This is a genomic window from Kribbella sp. VKM Ac-2571 (assembly GCF_004362255.1).
GTDB lineage: Bacteria > Actinomycetota > Actinomycetes > Propionibacteriales > Kribbellaceae > Kribbella > Kribbella pratensis.
In genome coordinates, this window is the sequence record NZ_SNWS01000001.1 from 751,430 (window position 1) to 771,616 (window position 20,187).

Sequence of the window (20,187 nt, forward strand, 5' to 3'; positions counted from 1 at the left end):
GGGAGGCCCCATGACCAGGGTCGACGTTCTCGGGATTCACGTCAGCGTGACGAATCTGGACCGGACGGTGGAGACGTTCGCGCGCTGGATCGACGACGGTGAACGTCAGTTGGTGTGCGTGTCCGACATGAACGCGTTGCTGCACGCGCGTGCCGACGCGCGGCTGACCGAGGTCTACAACACGTCCGGTCTGACCGTTCCGGACGGGATGCCGCTGGTGTGGGCCGGTCACCGCGCCGGGTTCGAGGAGATGGGCCGCGTGGCCGGTCCGGATCTGCTCGAGCGTGTGCTGGCGGAGGCGGCGGACCGCGGCTGGACACAGTACTTCTACGGCGGAGCCGAGGGCGTGGCGGAGGAGCTGCGCGAGCGGTTCCAGGAACGGCACCCGGCGTTGAAGGTCGTCGGTGTCGAATGCCCGCCGTACCGTGAACTCACCGACGCCGAGGACGCGGAGACGGTCGCCCGGATGAACGAGGCGCGGCCCGACATCGTCTGGATCGGGCTCGGGGCGCCGAAGCAGGAGCGCTGGATGGCCGACCACCGCGACCGGCTGAACGCGACGATCCTGATCGGGGTCGGTGCGGCGTTCGACTTCCACACGGGCCGGCTGGACCGCGCGCCGTACTGGATGCAGCGCTCCGGGCTGGAGTGGAGCTTCCGGCTGTACAAGGAGCCGCGCCGACTCTGGAAGCGTTACGTGCTGGGCATCCCGCGATTCCTCCTCGGCATCCTCCGCCACCCGCCGCGTCCAGTTTAGAGTGAGGCGGTGAAGTTCCGGCGGCCGAAACTACGTCGGCTGGCCGGACCGGCTGGTCGCGCGGGCTGGGGTCTTGCCGATCAGGGCCTGTCGAGCCTCAGCAATCTCGCCGTCGGGGTCGTCGTCGCGCGGTCCAGTACGGTCGCCGATTTCGGTGTCTACGCGCTCGCGTTCGGCGGCTACACGATCGCCCTGAACGTGTCGCGGGCGATCTCCACCGAGCCGCTCGCCGTACGCCACTCCGGCGCTCGCAGTCCGGAATGGGAACGAGCAGTCCGGGCCAGTACGGCGACGGCGCTGTTCACCGGAGTCCTGGCGTCGTTGCTCGGCCTTGCCATCGCGGCCGTCCCGGCCGTGCCGTCTCGTGGTGTGCTGCTCGCCTTCGCCTTGACCATGCCGGGCCTGCTCCTGCAGGACGCGTGGCGCTGGGCGTTCTTCGTCGTCGGCGAGGGACAGAAGGCCTTCGTCAACGACCTGATCTGGTTGCTCGCGATGCTGGCGATCTTCGGCGGCCTCTATCTCACCGGTACGACGTCCGCGTTCACGCTGACGTTCGGATGGGGACTCGGCGCGGTGGTCGCGGCGATCGCCGGCCGCTTCCAGTCGGGTGTGGCGCCGCGCCGGCAGCTGATTCGTGAATGGGTCAACCGGAACTGGGACCTGAGCCCGAAGTACGTCGGGGAGATGCTCGCGGTCTCCGGCACCATCCAGCTCTACATGCTCGGTATCACCGCGGCCGCCGGCCTCGTCGCGACGGCGGGCATCCGGGGAGCGCAGGTACTGCTCGGCCCGGTGAACGTGCTGAACCAGGGCATCCGGATGATCTCCGTCCCCGAGGCGGCCCGGGCGTTGCGGCACTCGTACCGGCGCCTGTGGCTCGTCGGTCTCGCCATTTCGCTCGGCGTCGGCGCAGGCGCATTGGCGTGGGGCGCGATCTTCCTCCTGCTACCTCCGGTCGTAGGCCGCGAACTGCTCGGCCCCGGCGTCTGGAACCAGGCCCACAGCGTCCTGGTCCCTGTCATCCTGCTCCAGGCGCTGGGCGCCTCCAACGCCGGCGCCTTCGCCATCCTCCGAGCCCTCACCGCCGCCACCCGCGGCCTCCGTGTCCGCCTGATCTCCTCGGTCGTCCTGATCGTCTGCGGCGTCGGCGGCGCCTTCCTCTGGGGTCCCCAAGGCGCGGCGTGGGGCCTGGCCGGTGCCTCGTTCGCCACCCTCCTCCTGTGGTGGAACGAAGCCCACCGAGCGATTGCCGCCCACCGCCGGGTCAGCGGACAGTGACGGTGGAGTAGCCGCTGCGTACGGCGTGATTCCCGTCGGAGACCTCGATGCGGTAGTTCTGGGTCGTTCTGGTCGGTGCTGTGGTGTCGGTGAGCGTGACGGTGGGGCGGGACCAGAACGCGGAGCTGACTCTCGTGACGGCGACGACGGTTGCCCCGCGAAGCAGACGATAGGTGAGACGGATGTCGTCGTTGTCCAGCGAGGCCCGGACACTGGCCTTCACCTGACCGATGGCCGGCCGGGAGAGCGTCGGCGACGCCGGGGCGCTCGGTGCGGCGCCGCGGCCGAGATTGGTGAACCGGGTCAGGCCCTGCTGGCCGGCGCCGTTGACCTTGGTGAAGTCACCGCCGATCCACAGATCGCTGCCACCAGTCGCGGACACGAGTGGACCGACCGACGTCGGCGGTCCGCCGTTCGTGTTCGGGAACCAAGGTCCCAAAGAGCCGTTCGCCGGGTTCTGCAGCAGCAGGAAGTGCGTGCCGCTGCCGTCCGAGAAGGCACCGGGACAACTGTGCGCGTGCGACCCCTTGAACAGCCACCCGTTCACCATGGTGATCGCCTCGGTCGCACCCAGGCAGGTGCTCTTCCAGACCAGTTTGCCGGTGGCAACATCAGCCGCCCAGGTCCCGTCGAAGCAGCCCGGGCCGTCACCGGCGTTGGCGAAGTACACCCGGCTGCCGGACGTCTCGATGTCCTTCACCCGCGACGTGCACCCGCTCGACGGCAACGGTACGGCGGACGCCGCGGCGAAGCGCAGCGGTGCGCCGGTCGAGTTGTTGACGCTGGCAACAGCCCAATGACTCGTTCCGCCGATCTCGGCGAACGTCCCGCCCAGATAGACCTTCGAGTTGTCGTCGGCCGCGTCGATCGCGTAGACATCGTCGTCAGCGTTCGGGTTCCACGGCAGCAGGGCGCCGGTGACCGTGCTGATCGCAGCGGCCCGGTTCCGGGTCACGCCGTTCACGACCCCGAACGACCCGCCGAAGTACAAGCTGGATCCGCCGATAGCGAGCGCCTTCACCCGGTACGACACCTGCGGCGCGATGGCCGCGACCAGTCCGCCGGTCGCCGTGCTGAAGGCGGCGATCCGGTTCCGGACCTGGCCGTCGACGCGGGTGAAGTCCCCGCCGACATACACCCTGGAGCCGTCGGCCGAGGCGACGACCGCCCAGACGATCCCGTCCAGGACATGGTTCATCCCGGCGTCGAGCGCGCCCGTGCTCTGGCTGAACGCGGCCAGATAGGTCCGGCTCGTCTCGTGGGTCCCGGGGGCCGCGCCCGGCGGGCGCACGGTCAGGAAGCGGCCCCCGACGTACACCTTGCCCTTGGCAACAGCCAGGCCGAGCACACTGGCGTCGGTCTGCCAGGTCGATACGGCGACTGCGGTCAGGCTTGCCCCGGTGGCCGTCGCGGGTGGTGCCGGCACCACCCCCAGCACGAGCCCGCTGATGCCCAACGCAACTAATAGTCTTGTCCCCATGATCGATCCCCCTTGGTCACCAAGCTACGACTGAGGGTTCCGATGCGGAAGGGGCAAGTCAGGGGATCTTTACCGTGGCGCTGGCGCCCTTCATGATGTTGCGGCCGTCGTGGACCTCTACGTGGTACGTGTACGACGAGCCGCGGGCGAGGCCGCGGTCGACGACCTGGTAGGTCTTGCGAGGCTGCCAGAAGTACGTCGTGTACTTGTTCGAGCCGACGTTCAGCGAGCCGCGGAAAACGTTGTACGTCAGCGTCAGGTTGTCCAGGTCGTACGAGTCCGTGTAGCTCACGTACACGCGTCCGGACGACGTCGCGGTCAGCGTCGGAGCCTTCGGTACGGCGGGAGCCGCACCGCCGGGCGTGTTCGTGAACCGGGTGATTCCCACCTGGAGCGTGCCGTTCACGTGCAGGAAGTCGCCGCCGACCCACAGGTCGGTGGCGGTGCCGGCCATCGCCAGCGGGCCGACCTGGGTGGTGCTCTTCGGGTTCGCGTCGGTGTTCGGGAACCACGGCCCGAGGTTGCCGTTGATCGTGCTCTCGACCAGCAGGTAATGCGTGCCGGTTCCGTCCGGGAAGCCGTTCGGCGAGGAGCTGCAGTTGTGCGCGTGCGAGCCCTTGTAGAGCCAGCTGCCGATCGCCTTGATCGCCTCGGTCGCGCCCAGACACTTGTTCTGCCAGAGCAGCTTGCCGGTCGACACCTGCGCGGCCAGTACGCCGTCGTAGCAGCCGCCGCCGTCGCCGCCGTTCGAGACGTACACGTTGTCGCCCAGGGTGTCGATGTCCTTCACCCGCGTGGTGCAGGTCGCGGTCGGTTTCGGGATCGCGGCCGCCGCCGGGAAGTCGAAGGCCGCGCCGGTGGTGTTGTTCAGCATCGCCAGCGAGTAGTGGTCCTTGCCGTTGATCGTGCTGAACGGTCCGCCGACGAACACCCGGGTGCCGTTGTCGGCGACGTCGACGGCGTACACGTCGTTGTTCGCGTTCGGGTTCCACGGCAGGAGGTCGCCCTGGATCAGCCGAACGGCGCCCAGCCGGTTGCGGGTCGTGCCGTCGATCGCTCGGAACGCGCCGCCGATGAACACACTGTTGCCGTAGATCGCCAGCGCCTTGACCCGGGCTGCCACGACCGGGTCCCAGGCCGCGACCAGCTTGCCGGTGGCCACCGAGAACATCGCGATCTTGCTGCGCCGGATGCCGTTGACCGTGGTGAAGTCACCGCCGATCACCACCCACTTGCCGTCCGGGCTGGTGGCGATGGCGTAGACCGGACCGTTCAGCACCGGGGCGAACGCGGTCGGCCTCCCGGTGGTGCGGTCGAACGCGGCGACGTACGAACGAAGGGTCTCCGGCGCTTCGCCGGACGCCTTACCCGGCTGCCGGAGCCTGGTGAACATGCCGCCCGCGAACACGGTGTTCCCGGCGATCGCCAGCGCGTTCACGCTGTTGTTGGTCTGCCACGAGGTCTGCTTGATCGCGGACACCGCGGACGCGAAGCCCGGCGTCGCTGCCTGCACCGGAGGTCCGGAGGGAATCAACGCGGCGGCGAGCACTGCCGCCCCCGTGATCAGGGCGAGCACTAACTTCTTCATTTATGTCCTTACACAGGCGGGGGCGTAACAGTGCGTGCCTCATCACGCACCAGCGGCGGACATTACCGCTGTGGGAGGCCCACCGGAAGCGGACCTCCCACCCGCGTTATGAGTTTGTTCTAGAACTTGCAGAAAGACGCCTTTTCACCTTGCTGCGTAGTGAGATTGGACCTGTAGGGGCGTGAGTGCGTACGGGTAGACGGCTGCCTCGTCGATGCCCATTCCGGTCTGGGTCGCGCCGCCGCCAGGCCACGAGTTGGTGAGGTCGTACCCGACCCGCCACCAGCCGTAGTACACCGACGCCGAGCCGACCAAGGCGCTTCCGCTGAGCACGCCGTCGACGTACAGCTTCATCATCCCGTTGTCGTAGCTGCCGACGACGTGGTGCCAGAGGCCGTCGTTCTTGCCGGACGGGCTGGTCAGCGTGCGCTGCGAGCCGTCGTTCACGCCGAAGACGATCGAGCCGTTGGTCCGCATGTACAGCATCCGGTCGCCGCCACCGCCGCTGTTCCCCGTCTTCGAGTTGCCGAAGCCGATGATCCGCCCACCGCGGTTGAAGCCGCTCTGCTGCACCCAGGCCTCGACCGTGAACTGCTGCGGCATGCTGTACGCCTTCTCGCCGACCATCCGCCCGCTGCTCGAACTGGTCGTCATCGCGGTGTTGCCCGCGATCGCGCCGGCGCCGCCCAGCGTCACACCGGTGAACGTGCCGTTGTTGCTCTGCCCCGAGGAGTCGACCGAGGTCGTCGTACCGACCGGCTCACCGAGTCGCCAGTACGCCTGCGGCCCGTCCGCGTTGACGATCTGGTCGTACGCCGTGGAGGCCGCCGAGGCGACCGTGATCTGGTCGGAGTAGTTGCCGCGGACCGTCGTACTGCCGTCGGTGACCTCGACGCGGTAGTTGGTGACCTCACCTGGCGCCGAGGAGGTGTCGGTGTAGCTCAGCCACGGGCGATCCCACGGCGTGGACTTGGCCGTCCAGGTCGCGATGGTGGTGTTGCTGAAGCCCTTGAGCAGCCGGTAGGTCAGCGTGCTGTCGTCGTTGTCGACCACGGTCGGGAAGTGGATCTGCACGACACCGGGCTGGACGCTGTAGGGGAGCAGTTTGGCCGGTTTGGCCGGGGCCGCGCCCGGGGCGGCGTTGGTGAAGTGGGTCAGGCCCTGCTGGCCGGTGCCGTTCACGTTCAGGAAGTCGCCGCCGACCCACAGGTCGTTGCCGCCGGTCGCGAACGCCAGCGGGCCGACGTTGGTGACGCTGTTCGGGTCGGCGTCGGTGTTCGGGAACCACGGTCCGAGCGTGCCGTCGGTCAACTTCTCGCTGAGCAGGAAGTGGTACCCGAAGCCCTGCGGGAAGCCGCCGGCGCCCTGGTTGGCGCAGTCGTGCGCGTGCGAGCCCTTGTACAGCCAGCCGTTGACGACCTTGACCGCCTCGGTCGCGCCCAGGCACTGGTTCTTCCACTTCAGCGTGTTGGTCGCGATGTCGGCCGCCCAGGTGCCGTCGAAGCACCCGCCGCCGTCACCGCCGTTGCCGAAGTACACGGTGTCGCCGCTGGCGTCGATCGTCTTCACTCGCGTCGTGCAGGACCCGTTCGGCGGCGGTACGGCGGATGCGCCGGGGAAAGGCAGTACGGCGCCGCTGACCGGATCGAGGCTGGTCACGGTGTTCTGCAGGGTGCCGTTGACGGTGCTGAACTGACCGCCGGCGTACACCTTGGACGCGTCATCGGCGGCATCGACGGCGTACACGTCGCCGTTCACGGCCGGGGCCCAGGGCAACAGCGCGCCGGTGTCGGTGGTGACGGCCGCGAGCCGCAGGCGATCCACGCCGTTGACCAGGCCGAACGATCCGCCGAAGTACACCGTCGTACCGGAGACCGCGATGGACTTGACGCGGTACGAAACGGACGGTTTCCAGTTCGTCACCAGGGCGCCGGTGGCGGTGTCGAAGGCGGCGATCCGGTTCCGCGTCTGGCCGTTGACCGTGGTGAAGTCACCGCCGACGAAGATCCGGGAACCGTCCGCGGAGGCGGCGACCGCGTAGACCTGACCGTTCAGCACCGGGTTGAACGAGGTGACCAGTGCGCCGGTGCCCGCGTCGAAGGCGGCCAGGTACGCCTGGGCGACCTCGCCGGTCCCCGGTGCGGCGCCCGGCGGGCGGACGCTGGTGAAGCGCCCTCCGGCGTACGCCGTGCCGGCGGCGACCGCGAGGCCCTGGACACTGGCGTTGGTCTGCCAGGTCGAGCTGTTGGTTGCCGCGAGCGAAGCCTCGACGCTCTGCGCCGGTGGCGCGCTCAGCACGGTTGCTGCGACGGCGAGTGCCGTCCCTACGACCCCCAGCCGTGTGAACAGCCTTCGTTTCGTCATGTGGCGATGTCCCCCCTTGGACATGATCGGCGCACGAGGCGCCTGATACCTCAGATATCCCCCCGGAAGAGAGTAGGGCACAGCGAGCACATCGCGTGAGCACCCCGTCCCCACCTGTGGATATCCTGGGGCGCTGGCGCCGGACAGAGTGAGGCTGCGCTGAATTGGAGGTGGGCATGGAACCGGGCACCGTGGTCTGGCGGGAAACCGCTCAGTCGCTGCTGCGGCAGAAATGGCTGATCCTGGGCTGCATCCTGCTCGGGCTGCTCGGCGCCTCCGTGTTCGCGCTCTCCCAGACCGAGCGCTGGACCGCCTCGAGCCAGCTGGTGATCGGCCCGGCGGTGCCGCCGGCGCTGGTCGGCAAGCTGTCGACGTCCGCGGACAAGAGCGGCCCGTTGGGAATGGACCTCCCGGCCGAGACCCAGGCGCGGGTGATGGCCAGCCCGACGCTGCTCAAGGCCGTCGTCAAGGCCCTCGGCATGCCGGACAACGACCAGACCATCCAGGACCTGGCCGCGGTGACACGGGTGAAGGCCGTCACCGACAACGCCTACCTGGTCACCACCGACGGCCCGACCGCGCAGAAGGCGGTCGACCGGGCGAACGCGATCTCCGCGATCTACCTGGCGCAGCGCAACGCCGAGGCCAAGTCGCTGCTGACCAACCTGGCCGAGCAGGCCCAGGCCCGGTCGAAGACGGCGACCACGCAGTCCCGCAGCCTGGTCAGCCAGATCGACGAAGCCGTCGGTCGCGGCGACAACCAGACCGCGGCCGCACTGCGCGACCAGCGCGTCGGCCTGGCGACCGAGGCCCGGCAGGCCGCGGACGACGCCGCCGCGATGCTGAAGGCGCTGTCGACGGTCGGCTCCGGGAGCCAGCTGGTGACGCCGGCGACGACCGACACCGCCAGCTCGTCGCCGATGGTTGCCCGCGACATCCTCGTCGGCGGGATCCTCGGACTGGTCCTCGGCTTCGGTCTCGCGCTCCTGCGGTCGCATCTGACGCCGTACATTTTGACCCGCGACCAGGCGGCACGGGCGTCGTCCGCGCCGGTGATCGCCGCGTCCGAGGGGTATCGGCGGCGGGTGTGGCAGCGGTCCGCTCCGGAGCTCCCGCAGTACGAGATCACCGCGCTCGGCGCCGAGGCGAGCGGTGCGCTGGCGCGGCGCGAGCTGAACCCGCGCGCGTTCGCGGCCGGCTCTCCGGGCGCGCTGCTGGTCGTGTCCGCGTCCCCGACTCCGAACTCGGCAGGGATCGCGCTGGCGATGGCCGAGGCGAACGCGCGCGACGGCCGCGAGACGCTGCTGGTGCTGGCTGACATCGAAGGTACGCCGGTGCTCCCGCACCTCACCGGGCACGAGGGCCTCACCGACCTGGTCAACGAGCCGGCCGCGACTCGCGCGATCCGGGCCCGGAAGCTGTTCCGGCCGGGGACCGTCGCCGACCTGTACGTGCTGCCGCCCGGGCTGAACCACGAGGAGACGGCCGAGGCGGTCGGTCCGTCGCTGGTCCCGGGGATCGTCGCCGACCTGCCACCCGGGTACTCCGTGGTGGTCCACGGCCCGGCCTCCGTCGGGCGGCACGGCATCACGCCGCTCGCCGCCGCGGTCGACGCGTCGGTGCTGGTGGTCCAGGTCGGCCTCGACAAGGAGATGGACGTCGCGCGGCTGACGGGCGCGCTGCAGTTCGCCGGGGCTCCGGTGCTAGGCGTCGTACTGATCGGCACGTCGGCGCAGGACGAGACGCTCGGGATCCCGCTGAACTACAAGCCGCTGGACGCGGGTACGCCGACGATGCGCTGATGTCCATGGCTTCCGGGACGCGATTGGCCCCCGCGGTGCCGGGGACGGTCGCCGGCGAGAGCGAGCGGCCGGCCTGGTTCTGGCTGATGCTGTGGTGCCTGTTCGTGCTCGGCGTGCAGCCGTGGTCGTCGCGGGTGGCCGCGCCGCAGGGGACGACCGGGTCCACGAACAGCATCGCGAAAGGGTTGCTGCTCGGAGCGGTCTTCATGGTCGCGCTGGCCGCGACCAGGCCCGGGTTCCGGACCCGGGTGAATCCGGCCAGCTGGCTGTACGTGATGTACGTGCTGTTCGCGTGTGCGACGGCGTTCCTGCTGGCCGAGCCGATGGGGCCGCTGACGCGGTTGGCACGCTTCCTGATCGGCCTGGTGCTGCTCTTCCTGCTGTGGGGGCCGTTGGTGCAGGTGCCGGAGCGGCTGGTCCGCGCGCATCTGTGGGCCCACCTGTTGCTGGCGGCAACCGTCGTACTGAGTCTGGCCTATGCGCCGTCGCAGGCGTGGCGGCCGCTGCGGTCCCTCGGCGCCGGGTACCGGCTGCAGGGCGTCCTCATCCCGATGCTGCCGCCGCGCGTCGGCGAGGTCGGCGCGATCCTGCTCGGGCTGGCGCTGATCGGCCTGGTCTGCCGGAAGCTGGCGACGCTGCCCGCGGTGGCGATGATCGGCCTGGGCGGCGTCCTGATCGCGGCCAGCCGGACCCGTACGTCGGCCGCCGCGGTCGCGGGCGGGCTCGTGATCGCACTGATCATCACCCGGAAGACGTGGCTCGGCCGGATCGCGTGCCTCGCCGTACCGGGGCTGCTCGGCGTCGCGTTCCTGACCATCGGGTCGTTGCACACCTGGCTGCTGCGCGGCCAGGGCACGCAGCAGATCACGTCGCTGAGCGGCCGTACGACGAGTTGGCAGGCGGTCGTGGACGAGAAGGTGTCGATCCAGACCGCGATCATCGGCCACGGACTCGGCAACAAGCGCGTGCTGCTCACCCGTGGTGAAGGCGATGTCGACGTGATGGCGATCGACAACAGCTGGCTCGGGCTCTACTGGGAGACCGGGCTGCTGGCCGTGGCGATCGTCGCGGTGGCGCTGATCGCGGCGTGGGTGTCGGTCCTCCGCGCGCCGACGCCGTACGTCCGGGCCTGTGGCGCCTTGCTGCTCGGGTACGTCACGGCCGCGTCGCTCAACGAGAGCGGCCTGTCCGACCTGTCCTCGATGACCGTGCACCTGCTGGTGGCCGCCGCGATCTGCGACGGCGACCGGCTACGGCAGCGAAGACGCGCGTCAGCTGCTCACTGAGTCCTGGTCGAAGCCGGATTGCTGCCACTCGGACCAGGTCATCGTCTTTCCCTTGTAGGCGAAGCGATCCGCGCCCTGGTAGCTGTTGCGGCGGAACGTGATGGCGCCGGGTTGCGCGGGAGAGCGCTTGTTCTCCACCACGCCGAGGGAGGAGGCGGCGTCGGTCATCACGACCAGATTGCCCTCGACGAGGACGTTGCGCAGGACGTAGGTGCCGCGCGGACCCTCGCCGCGCGTGCGGGACTGGATGGACAACGCGTTGCGGTTGTCCTTGATCAGGTTGCCCCGGACCTGTACGTCGGACGACGTGTTGACGTTGATGCCGCCGCCGTCCCAGAGCGTGCCGCCGGAGCCGCGGCCGGTGCCGAAACCGTTGTGCTGTACGACGTTCTGGTCGATGACGCCGGCGTAGCTGATCTCGTACCGGATGCCGTCCGCGGCGTTGTCGCGGATCCGGTTCCCGGTGATCCGGCGGTCGTACTCCGCGATGTCGCTCCACATCCCGATGCCGCGGTTCGCGACGATGTCGTTGCCGCTGACCTCGCCGGACGACCTGGTGGACTTGATCCCGCCGGACTCCCAGTCCGCGATCCAGAACCCGTCGGTGTTGTTGCGGGTGACCAGGTTCGCGCTGATCCGGACGCCGGCGGACTTGTACTGGCCAATGCCGAGCTGCCCGTTGTCGGCGACCGTGTTCCGGCTGACCTCGGCGTTGTCGCCCTCGATCACCATGATGCCGACGGCGTGGTTCCACCGGACCTCGTTCGCGGTCACCTTCCAGCTCTTGCCGGCCTGCAACGCGCCCGCCTGCGGGCGGCTGGCGAAGTGCTCGATCGTCAGGCCGGTCACGGTCACCTTGTCGGCCGACTTGTCGATCGCGGTCTGGGTGCGCGACATCTCTGTGACGTGTCCGGTCGGGTCGTCGCCCAGATAGAGGGCGTTGGCCTGGTAGTCGGCGAAGAACGTGCCCGGTGTCACCTGGCTCAGGCTCATCACGCGGGTCAGGTGGTTGCCGTCGAGGAACAGTTGCTCGCCGAGCTGGCACGGCTTGGTCTTGTCGTCCTCACACTGACCCTTGAGCGGGTACGCCGCGGGCAGGACACCCTGCACTGTCCAGGTGTTCCCGGACCGCTTCCATCCGGTGAGTCGGACGGCACCGCTCAGTACGGCGCCGGGGTCACCCGCGAGCGTGTCGCCCTCGCGGGGATGGATGGCTCGCGTGAGGCGGTGGATGCCCTTCGCAAAACAGAACGTGGTGCCTGCCGGGGCGGCGTCGATGATCGGCTGCGGGTCCGCGCCGACCGCGATGGGCGTTCCCTTGCAGGCTTCCGCCGTACTCGGCCCCGTCGGCCCGAGCACAGCGGCCGCCGCCGCCGGGGGAGCAGTGGGCACAGTCACCGTGACGGTCGTAGCGGGCGTCGAGGGCTCCGGGGCGCTCCCCGTATCCGTGCAGCCCGACACCAGCAGTAGCCCCAGCACGGCACCACACGCCGCGACACCACGACCCCTCATCAACATCCCTTTCCCGGCGTACAGGCTCCCCGGACCCTACCTGCACTTCTGGGGGCGTTGCACGCGAGCCGGTGGCGGTGCACAGGTTATTTCCTGTGCACCGGGCCCGGTTGGGGTACGACGCCTCAGGTGAGGTACGTGTCTCGGGCGAGGTCGTAGGCGAGTGCCTTCGCGATCTGCAGGGCGTCGTCCTCGTCCAGCCGGTGCTGTACGACGAGGTCGGCCAGGTAGCCGGCGTCGATCCGGCGAGCGAGGTCGTGCCGCGCGGGAATCGACAGGTACGCGCGGGTGTCGTCGACGAAGCCCGAGGTGTTGTAGAAACCGGCCGTCTCGGTCACGAGTTCGCGGAACCGGCGCATTCCGTCGGGGCTGTCCAGGAACCACCACGGCGCACCGAGCCGCACCGCGGGGTAGACGCCCGCTAGCGGTGCTAGCTCCCGCGAGTACACGGTCTCGTCGACGGTGAACAGCACCAACCGGAAGCCCTCGGCGTGCCCGAACCGCTCGAGCACCGGTCGCAGCGACCGCGTGAACTCGGTCGCCACCGGGATGTCGTGTCCCTGGTCAGGCCCGTACGTCGCGAAGATCGCCGGGTCGTGGTCCCGCAGTACGCCGGGGTGCAGCTGCATCACCAGTCCGTCCTCGGCTGACATCACCGCCGACTGGTACAGCATGTGTCCCGCGAACGCCGCCGCGTCCCCAGCCGTCACGTCACCCTTCAACGCACCGGCGTAGACCCGCCCGGCCTCCGCATCGGTCAGCGGTACGGCGGCCGCACTCAGGTGACCGTGATCGGTCGCGCGCGCACCCGCTGCGATGAACGCCTGCCGACGTTGCCGGATCGCCTGCAGGAAACCGTCGTACGTCGAGGTGTCGACGTCGGCCAGCGCGCCGAGCTGCGCGATCAGCGCGGGCCAGCCGTCCCGGTCGACGTGGGCGACAGCGTCGGGCCGGAAGGTCGGGACCACCCGGCCCGGCAGGTCCGCGGCGAGCTTCGCGTGCTGGGCGAGGTCGTCGGTCGCCGCGTCGGTGGTGGAGATCAGCTCGATGTTGAAGCGGTCCAGCAGCGCTCGCGGCCGGAACTCGGGCTCCGCGATGCGGGCCATGATCTGGTCGTACAGTTCGTCGGCGGTCTCAGCGGACGGGTGCACGGTGAGACCGAGGACCTCGGCGAACTCGTGCTCCAGCCAGTAGCGGCTCGGCGTGCCGAGGAACAGGTGCCAGTTGGCGCAGAACTCCCGCCAGATCTCCCGCGGCTCGGCGGTCTGCCGGCCGTCGCGGCGGGGGAGTCCGAGCGTGTCGGGGGAGACGCCCTGGGAGATCAGCATCCGGGTCACGTAGTGGTCCGGCACGACCAGCAGCTCGGCGGGGTCGCCGAACGGCGCGTCGTCGGCGAACAGCCCGATGTCGACGTGACCGTGCAGGCACAGCAGCGGCAGGTCCTTCGTCGAGGCGTGGATCCGGCGGGCGACGTCCCGCGCGGCGCCGGCCGGCAGGGCGCGGTCCGGATGGGGCTGCAGGGCCTTCGGCATGGGTCCTCCGATGTGGGCTGAAACGTGTTCTGCAAAGGATTGCAGCCGCCGCTTGTCAGCACAAGGCAGCGTCCGCTGGTCGACCGCTTGACACAAACTGCAACCGATTGCAGACTCATCCGCGACCCCTGAGGAGATGACCATGGCGGCAACGATCCGGGATGTGGCGCGGCTGGCCGGCGTATCGCCGTCGACGGTCTCGCGTGCGCTCTCGCTGCCCGGCATGGTCAACGCGACCACCAGGGCCCGCGTCGCGGCCGCCGTCGAGCAGCTCGGGTACGAGCCGAATCGCGCGGCCCGCGGCCTGATCACCGGCCGGACCGGCACGATCGGCCTGGTCGTGCCGGACCTGGCCAACCCGTTCTTCGCCAGCCTCACCAAGGGCGTGCAGGCACGCGCCCGCCACCACGACGTCGCCGTGTTCGTCGCGGACACCGACGAGGACCCGGCGGCCGAAGCCGGGCTGGTGCGGGCGCTGTCCAAGCAGGTCGACGGTGTCGTGCTGTGCTCGCCGCGGGCGAGCGACGAGGAGCTGGCGGCGATCGCTCAGGACACCACCGTCGTACTCGTCAACCGCACCGCCGTCGGTCTGCCAGGCGTTGCCTACGACAACGAGGACGGGATGCGGCAGGCCGTCGCCCATCTCGTTGCCCTCGGCCACCGCCGGATCGCGTGGGTCGGTGGGCCGGCGACGTCCTGGTCGACCCAGCACCGCGGGTTCGGCCTGCGGAACGCGGTCGAGGCGCTGCGGGCCGAGCTCGCGCCGGTGGGCAACTTCGCGCCGACGTACGAAGGCGGCATGGCGGCCGCGGACCAGGTGGTCGCGACCGGCGCCACCGCGGTCGTGGCCTACAACGACCTGGTCGCGATCGGTCTGCTGGCCCGCCTGCACAGCCGCGGCATCTCGGTCCCGGGCGACCTGAGCGTGGTCGGGGTCGACGACATCGCGATGTCCAGGATGGCGCGGCCCGCGCTGACCACGGTCCGGCTGCCGAAGCAGGAGGCCGGGCGGATCGCCGTCGAGCTGCTGCTCGCCATGCTCGACGACCCGGACAGCGCGGCCGAAGGCCCGAAGCACGGGGAACTGCACGGGGAACTGATCGTCCGGGACTCGACCGGACCAGCACCACAGAAGTGATCACCCGGCCAGTCGTGACGCTGTGCCGGGCCGCCCTTGATCCGAGGAGACACCCGATGCATCTGCAGCGGAAGTTGATCGCGGCCACCGGCCTGTTGGCCGTGTTGGTCGCCTGCGGCGCCCCGGCGCCGAACAAGCCCGCCACCGACAGCAGTGGCGACGTGCCGGACAAGCCGGCCAAGGCCGTGACGCTGAACGTCCTCGACGTGGCCGGCAATCTGCAGCTGACCCAGGGCATGATCGACGACTTCGTCAAGCAGCACTCCGACGTGATCTCGAAGGTCACGTACTCGAAGGGACCCGCGCCTGAACTGGCCGGCAAGATCAAGGCCCAGCAGAACGCGAACCGGGTCGACATCGACCTGGTGCTGACCGGCACGGACGGTCTCGCCGCCGGCCGGGAGCAGGGCCTGTGGACCGACCTGCTGACGAAGTACTCCGACCGCCTGCCCGGCATGAAGGACTACTTGCCGCCTGCGGCCAAGATGCAGGAATTGGGCGGCAAGGAAGGCGTGACGATCACCTACTACCCGTCCGGGCCGCTGCTCGAGTACATGCCGTCGAAGGTCCCGTCGCCGCCCAAGACGGCCGACGACCTGCTCGCCTACGCGAAGGCCAACAAGGGCAAGGTCATGTACGCGCGGCCCGCGAACTCAGGCCCCGGCCGCACGTTCCTGATGGGCCTGCCGTACATCCTCGGCGACAAGGACCCGAAGGACCCGGTGAACGGCTGGGACAAGACCTGGGCGTACCTCAAGGAACTCAACCAGTACGTCGACTTCTACCCGTCGGGCACCGCCGACACGATGAAGGCGCTCGCCAACGGTTCGGCCAACATCATCGCGAGTACGACGGGCTGGGACATCAACCCGCGCGTCCTCGGCACGGTCCCGAAGGAGGCCGCGATCACGCCGATCCAGGGCTTCCACTGGGTCACCGACGCGCACTACGCCGTCGTACCGAAGGGCGTGTCGACCGACAAGCAGGCGGCGATCCTGCAGCTGCTGCAGTTCATGCTGACGCCTGAGCAGCAGGCCAAGGCGTACGACAAGGGCTACTTCTACCCGGGGCCGGCGATCAAGGGTGTCGAGCTGTCGCAGGCGCCGCAGGAGAGCAAGGACGCGATCTCGGAGTTCGGCCGGCCGGAGTACGACAAGTTGATTGCCGACAATCCGACAGAGGTACCGCTGGACGCTAAGGCGCTGGTGGCTGCCTTCGACAAGTGGGACCGCGAGGTCGGCGGCAGCAAGGTGAAGAAGTCGTGACCTCGACCTCGAACTTCGAGCAGCTGCGGCTCGACGGCGTCACCCGCCGCTTCGGTCCGCCGGACACCCCGGCGGCACTGTCCGAGCTCGACCTGACCATCGAGCGGGGCGAGTTCATCGCCCTGCTCGGTCCGTCCGGTTGCGGCAAGTCGACCGCGCTGAACTGCCTGGCCGGTCTGCTCCCGCTGACCGCGGGCTCGATCTGGCAGGACGACCGGCGGGTCGACACGCTCCCGCCGGAGAAGCGCGGCTTCGGCATGGTGTTCCAGAACTATGCGCTGTTCCCGCACCTGACCGTCCGCGACAACATCGCCTTCGGGCTGCGGATGCGCAACCTGCCGAAGTCCGACGTGCAGTGGCGGACCACCGAGGCGATCGAGATGGTGCAGCTGACCGAGCACGCGAGCAAGCTGCCCGGCCAGCTGTCCGGCGGTCAGCAGCAGCGGGTGGCGATCGCCCGCGCGACCGTACTCGAGCCTTCGCTCGTGCTGATGGACGAGCCGCTGAGCAACCTGGACGCCAAGCTCCGGCTCGAGATGCGCACCGAGATCCGCCGGCTGCACCAGTCGCTCGGGTTGACCACCGTGTACGTGACGCACGACCAGGAAGAGGCGCTCAGCATGGCCGACCGCCTGGTCGTCATGCGGCAGGGCAAGGTGCAGCAGATCGGCACGCCCGAGGAGGTGCACACCAAGCCGTCGACGTGGCACGTCGCCGACTTCATGGGCTACCGCAATCTGCTGCCGCTGAAGGCTTCGCACCTGAACGGTGACCAGGTGACCGTGGATCTCGGCGGTACGGCGATCCGCGGGTCCGCGCAGGGTGCTGTCGCGCCTGGGGACGATGTGATCGCTGCCGTGCGGCCCGAGGACGTGACGCTCGGGAATGAAGGTGTGAAAGGGCTCGTCGAGGTCGTCGAGTACCAGGGCCGCGAGCGCGCGGTGGAGGTGGTGTTGGACGGCGGCGTCCAAGACCGCGGGGCGCAGGATCCGGTGCGGCTGCACGTCCGGACCGAGCAGCGGGTCGAGGCGGGGGAGCAGGTGGCGCTGACCGTCACGCCCGGGCGGCTCCTGGTGTATCCGTCATGAGCGCGACCTGGCAGCACCGGCTGGCCGAGCGCGGCGTCGACCGCCGCCTGTGGTTGTTGCTCCCGGCCACGATCATTGTCCTGTTGTTGTTCGTCTACCCATTCCTGTACGGGCTCAGCCTGTCGTTCCAGCCCACGCAGGGCGGCGGCGTGCTGGCCAACTACGACAAGTTCTTCGGCGACGCGTACCAGCGCGACACGATCGCGACCACACTGAAGATCGCGCTCCCCGCGGCGCTGCTGAACGTGCTGGCCGCCGTGCCGATCGCGTTCCGCCTGCGGGGCCGGTTCCGGGGCAAGCGGCTGCTGACCACGATCCTCGTCGTACCGATCACTCTCGGGACCGTCCTCACCGCGCAGGGACTGCTGAACTACCTCGGCCCGACCGGCTGGCTCAATCGCCTCCTGCTCAGCCTGCACATTGTTGACAATCCGATCCGCCTCACGAACAACTACTGGGGCGTGTTCTTCTCGCTCGTCATCACCGGGTTTCCGTTCGCGTTCCTGCTGGTGCTGTCATACCTGTCGGGGATCGACCCGACGCTCGAGCGGGCCGCGGCAACTCTCGGCGCCTCCCGCGCGCAGCGGTTCCGGCGGATCACCCTGCCGTTGTTGGCACCCGGATTGGCGACAACCTTTTTGTTGACATTCGTCCTCGCGTTCTCCGTGTTCCCGTCGGCAGTGCTGGTCGGCAACCCGGCCGGATCCACCCGCGTCATCTCGCTGGCGGCCTACCAGGCGGCGTACGAGCAGTACGACTACTCCTACGCGTCGGCGATCGCGATGGTGATGGGCGCGGTGGAGCTGGTCGTCGTGGCGATCGTGCTGGTGTGGCGGTCGCGGCTCTACACCGGATCGACGGGAGGCAAGGGATGAACGCCAAGGTGAGGTCTGTTCGCGCCACCCCGCTGGGCTGGGTGATCTGGGCCGTCGTCGTGTTCTTCTTCGTCAACCTCGCCGGCGTCGTGCTGTCGGTGCTGGTCAGCTCGTTCGGCAAGAAGTGGTTCGACACCTGGTTCCCGAGCGGTTTCACCACCCAGTGGTACGGCGACGCGTGGCGAGAGTTCACGTTGTTCCATGTCATCGTCGTCACGCTGCTCGTGTCCGCGCTGGTCGTCGTACTCTCGGTGCTCGTCGGCGCGCCCGCGGCGTACGTGCTGGCCCGAAAGAACTTCCCCGGCAAGCGGCTGGTGTACCTGACGTTCCTGCTGCCGATCCTGATGCCGCCGATCACGTACGGCATCCCGCTCGCGACGGTGCTCTACAAGTTCGGTTTCGCGGGGCACCTGTCCGGTGTCGTGCTGGCGAACCTGGTGCCATCGGTGCCGTTCGTGATCCTCACGATGACGCCGTTCATCGAGCAGGTCGACCCGCGCATCGAGGACGCGGCCCGGATGCTCGGCGCCGGCACCCGCGCGGTGTTCCTGAAGATCCTCGCGCCGCTGCTCGTCCCCGGCCTGCTGGCCTCGGCGATCCTGGTGCTGGTCCGGACGGTCGGAATGTTCGAGTTGACGTTCCTCACCGCCGGTCCGGACTCCCAGACGCTCGTGGTCGCGTTGTACTACTCGATGTCCGCGGCCGGGATCCGGGCCCAACAGTCCGTCGATGCGATGGCCGTGATCTACACCGCGATGATGCTGGTACTTCTGGTGGTGGCACTGCGCTTCGTCAACCCGACCCAATTGGTCGCCCGAGTGAAGGAAGAACCCTCCGAATGACTTCGAGCAGGCTGAGTCTCACCAATCTCCCCGTCGCCCCCGCGGTCGACCCGAAGGCGTTGTCGGTCGGCATCGTCCATCTCGGGATCGGTGCGTTCCACCGCGCCCACCAGGCCGTCGTCACCGAACGGGCGGCGGTCGAAACCGGCGAGACCCGGTGGGGCATCACCGGCGTGAGTCAGCGCTCGACCACGGTCCGGGACCAGTTGGCGCCGCAGGACGGGCTGTACTCCGTCCTCGAGCGGGGTCTCGGTGAGCCGTCGGTTCAGGTAATCGGCAGCGTCCGCGAGGTGCTGACTGTGCCCGAGGACCCGGAGGCGGTGGTCGCACGGATCGCGGACCCGGCGGTGTCGGTGGTGACGCTGACCGTCACCGAGAAGGGGTACCGGGCCGCCGGCGCCGGGCTGAACCTGGACGACCCCGAGATCCAGGCCGACCTGACCGGCCGCCCGCCGCGCACGGTCGTCGGCCAGCTCGCGGCGGCGATCGCCCGTCGCGAAGAGCCGTTGACGATCGTCTCCTGCGACAACCTGGTTGCCAACGGCCCCTTCCTGCGCACGCTGGTGACGGAGTACTTCGATGCGCTGGGCAAGGTTCCTTCGTCGTTCGAGGGGACGCGGTTCCCGGCCAGCATGGTGGACCGGATCGTGCCGGCGACGACCGATGCGGACCGTGACGAGGCCGCTCGGCTGCTCGGCGTACGAGATGAGGCCGTGGTGGTCGCGGAACCTTTCCTGCAATGGGTGATCGAGGACGATTTCGCGGGTGCACGTCCCGCCTGGGAGCGTGGTGGCGCCGTACTCACCGGTGATGTCGCGCCGTGGGAGCAGGCCAAGCTGCGGATGCTCAACGCCACGCACTCGATGCTCGCGTATCTCGGTGCGCTGCGCGGCTACGAGACGATCGCCGAGGCGGTCCGCGACGAGGAGTTGGGTGGGCTCGCGCGGCAGTTGATGACCGACGACGTCGTACCGACCCTCACACCGCCCGACGGGCTGGACCTGGCGGCGTACGGCGCGACCGTGCTGGAACGGTTCGAGAACCCGGCGCTGAAGCACCGCACCCGCCAGGTCGCGATGGACGGCTCGGTGAAGCTCCCGGTCCGGATGCTCGGCACGGTCCGCGACCGCCTGACAGCCGGCGCCGAGCCCCGCATGATCTCACTCGCCGTCGCCGCCTGGATGGTCTACGTCCAACGCACCCCCGACCTGGACGACCCCCAGGCCGACCGCCTGAAATCCGCAGTAGCAGACACCACCGACCCCACCAAACTCGTGGACGCCCTACTGGCCGTCGACACCATCTTCACCCCCGACCTCCGCGACTCCGAGCTCTTCCGCGACCTCCTGGTAGACCACGTGAACACCCTGACCCGCTGAC

At 69.2% G+C, this 20,187-nt stretch carries 15 protein-coding genes; 10 read left to right on the forward strand and 5 right to left on the reverse strand.

Annotated features, from left to right (window positions below; all coding sequences use genetic code 11):
* The first annotated feature begins 10 nt into the window (after positions 1-10).
* Together EV651_RS03635 and EV651_RS03640 are read left to right on the forward strand one after the other, a co-directional pair.
* Positions 11-757, forward strand: coding sequence for a WecB/TagA/CpsF family glycosyltransferase (locus EV651_RS03635; protein WP_133781882.1), 747 nt, complete (start codon positions 11-13; stop codon positions 755-757).
* A gap of 9 nt (positions 758-766) precedes the next feature.
* Complete coding sequence (locus EV651_RS03640) at positions 767-2,035, forward strand: hypothetical protein (protein WP_133781884.1); 1,269 nt, start codon at positions 767-769, stop codon at positions 2,033-2,035.
* Here the strand turns inward: EV651_RS03640 and EV651_RS03645 are convergent.
* The 3 genes from EV651_RS03645 to EV651_RS03655 form a co-directional block, all read right to left on the reverse strand.
* Positions 2,022-3,515, reverse strand: a complete 1,494-nt coding sequence (locus EV651_RS03645; protein ID WP_238156624.1) for a fibronectin type III domain-containing protein — start codon at positions 3,513-3,515, stop codon at positions 2,022-2,024. The genes EV651_RS03640 and EV651_RS03645 overlap by 14 nt on opposite strands.
* Positions 3,516-3,573: 58 nt before the next feature.
* Entirely contained in the window at positions 3,574-5,103 is a 1,530-nt protein-coding gene (locus EV651_RS03650) for a fibronectin type III domain-containing protein (RefSeq protein WP_133781886.1), read from the reverse strand.
* A 144-nt stretch (positions 5,104-5,247) separates the two neighbouring features.
* Entirely contained in the window at positions 5,248-7,467 is a 2,220-nt protein-coding gene (locus tag EV651_RS03655) for a LamG-like jellyroll fold domain-containing protein (RefSeq protein ID WP_133781888.1), read from the reverse strand.
* Positions 7,468-7,643: 176 nt separating this feature from the next.
* Between EV651_RS03655 and EV651_RS03660 the strand changes: the two genes are divergently transcribed.
* Both EV651_RS03660 and EV651_RS03665 read left to right on the forward strand, forming a co-directional pair.
* The gene (locus EV651_RS03660; protein ID WP_133781890.1) at positions 7,644-9,269 is read left to right on the forward strand and encodes a Wzz/FepE/Etk N-terminal domain-containing protein; all 1,626 of its coding nucleotides are present in this window, start codon (positions 7,644-7,646) and stop codon (positions 9,267-9,269) included.
* Positions 9,269-10,555, forward strand: coding sequence for a hypothetical protein (locus EV651_RS03665; RefSeq protein ID WP_238156625.1), 1,287 nt, complete (start codon positions 9,269-9,271; stop codon positions 10,553-10,555). The genes EV651_RS03660 and EV651_RS03665 overlap by 1 nt, the downstream gene beginning before the upstream one ends.
* Here the strand turns inward: EV651_RS03665 and EV651_RS03670 are convergent.
* Both EV651_RS03670 and uxaC read right to left on the reverse strand, forming a co-directional pair.
* Complete coding sequence (locus tag EV651_RS03670) at positions 10,541-11,953, reverse strand: right-handed parallel beta-helix repeat-containing protein (RefSeq protein ID WP_238156626.1); 1,413 nt, start codon at positions 11,951-11,953, stop codon at positions 10,541-10,543. The two genes, EV651_RS03665 and EV651_RS03670, sit on opposite strands and share 15 nt — an antisense overlap.
* Positions 11,954-12,192: 239 nt before the next feature.
* Complete coding sequence (uxaC, locus tag EV651_RS03675; protein ID WP_133781894.1) at positions 12,193-13,599, reverse strand: glucuronate isomerase; 1,407 nt, start codon at positions 13,597-13,599, stop codon at positions 12,193-12,195.
* A 142-nt stretch (positions 13,600-13,741) separates the two neighbouring features.
* On the opposite strand from uxaC, the gene EV651_RS03680 reads away from it, so the two are divergent.
* The 6 genes from EV651_RS03680 to EV651_RS03705 are packed head-to-tail and all read left to right on the forward strand — an operon-like array spanning position 13,742 to position 20,186.
* Positions 13,742-14,737: a LacI family DNA-binding transcriptional regulator gene (locus tag EV651_RS03680; protein WP_133781896.1), complete on the forward strand. Its 996-nt coding sequence runs from the start codon at positions 13,742-13,744 to the stop codon at positions 14,735-14,737.
* 56 nt (positions 14,738-14,793) lie between these two features.
* On the forward strand, positions 14,794-16,002 hold the full coding sequence (locus EV651_RS03685) for an ABC transporter substrate-binding protein (protein ID WP_133781898.1): 1,209 nt from the start codon (positions 14,794-14,796) through the stop codon (positions 16,000-16,002).
* Complete coding sequence (locus tag EV651_RS03690; protein WP_133781900.1) at positions 15,999-17,090, forward strand: ABC transporter ATP-binding protein; 1,092 nt, start codon at positions 15,999-16,001, stop codon at positions 17,088-17,090. Before EV651_RS03685 ends, EV651_RS03690 begins: the two co-directional genes overlap by 4 nt.
* Positions 17,087-17,965, forward strand: coding sequence for an ABC transporter permease (locus tag EV651_RS03695; protein WP_133781902.1), 879 nt, complete (start codon positions 17,087-17,089; stop codon positions 17,963-17,965). The genes EV651_RS03690 and EV651_RS03695 overlap by 4 nt, the downstream gene beginning before the upstream one ends.
* Complete coding sequence (locus EV651_RS03700) at positions 17,962-18,807, forward strand: ABC transporter permease (protein ID WP_133781904.1); 846 nt, start codon at positions 17,962-17,964, stop codon at positions 18,805-18,807. Before EV651_RS03695 ends, EV651_RS03700 begins: the two co-directional genes overlap by 4 nt.
* Positions 18,804-20,186 carry a mannitol dehydrogenase family protein gene (locus EV651_RS03705; RefSeq protein ID WP_133781906.1) on the forward strand — a complete coding sequence of 461 codons (1,383 nt, stop codon included), beginning with the start codon at positions 18,804-18,806 and terminating at the stop codon, positions 20,184-20,186. Before EV651_RS03700 ends, EV651_RS03705 begins: the two co-directional genes overlap by 4 nt.
* Position 20,187 lies beyond the last annotated feature (1 nt).

Bases quoted from the DNA above. Each gene is read 5' to 3' on its own strand.
- uxaC (WP_133781894.1), bottom strand. From the start codon at position 13,599: ATGCCGAAGGCCCTGCAGCCCCATCCGGACCGCGCCCTGCCGGCCGGC.
- EV651_RS03645 (WP_238156624.1), bottom strand. From the start codon at position 3,515: ATGGGGACAAGACTATTAGTTGCGTTGGGCATCAGCGGGCTCGTGCTG.
- EV651_RS03695 (WP_133781902.1), top strand. From the start codon at position 17,087: ATGAGCGCGACCTGGCAGCACCGGCTGGCCGAGCGCGGCGTCGACCGC.
- EV651_RS03665 (WP_238156625.1), top strand. From the start codon at position 9,269: ATGTCCATGGCTTCCGGGACGCGATTGGCCCCCGCGGTGCCGGGGACG.
- EV651_RS03680 (WP_133781896.1), top strand. From the start codon at position 13,742: ATGGCGGCAACGATCCGGGATGTGGCGCGGCTGGCCGGCGTATCGCCG.
- EV651_RS03685 (WP_133781898.1), top strand. From the start codon at position 14,794: ATGCATCTGCAGCGGAAGTTGATCGCGGCCACCGGCCTGTTGGCCGTG.
- EV651_RS03705 (WP_133781906.1), top strand. From the start codon at position 18,804: ATGACTTCGAGCAGGCTGAGTCTCACCAATCTCCCCGTCGCCCCCGCG.
- EV651_RS03700 (WP_133781904.1), top strand. From the start codon at position 17,962: ATGAACGCCAAGGTGAGGTCTGTTCGCGCCACCCCGCTGGGCTGGGTG.
- EV651_RS03650 (WP_133781886.1), bottom strand. From the start codon at position 5,103: ATGAAGAAGTTAGTGCTCGCCCTGATCACGGGGGCGGCAGTGCTCGCC.
- EV651_RS03635 (WP_133781882.1), top strand. From the start codon at position 11: ATGACCAGGGTCGACGTTCTCGGGATTCACGTCAGCGTGACGAATCTG.
- EV651_RS03655 (WP_133781888.1), bottom strand. From the start codon at position 7,467: ATGACGAAACGAAGGCTGTTCACACGGCTGGGGGTCGTAGGGACGGCA.
- EV651_RS03660 (WP_133781890.1), top strand. From the start codon at position 7,644: ATGGAACCGGGCACCGTGGTCTGGCGGGAAACCGCTCAGTCGCTGCTG.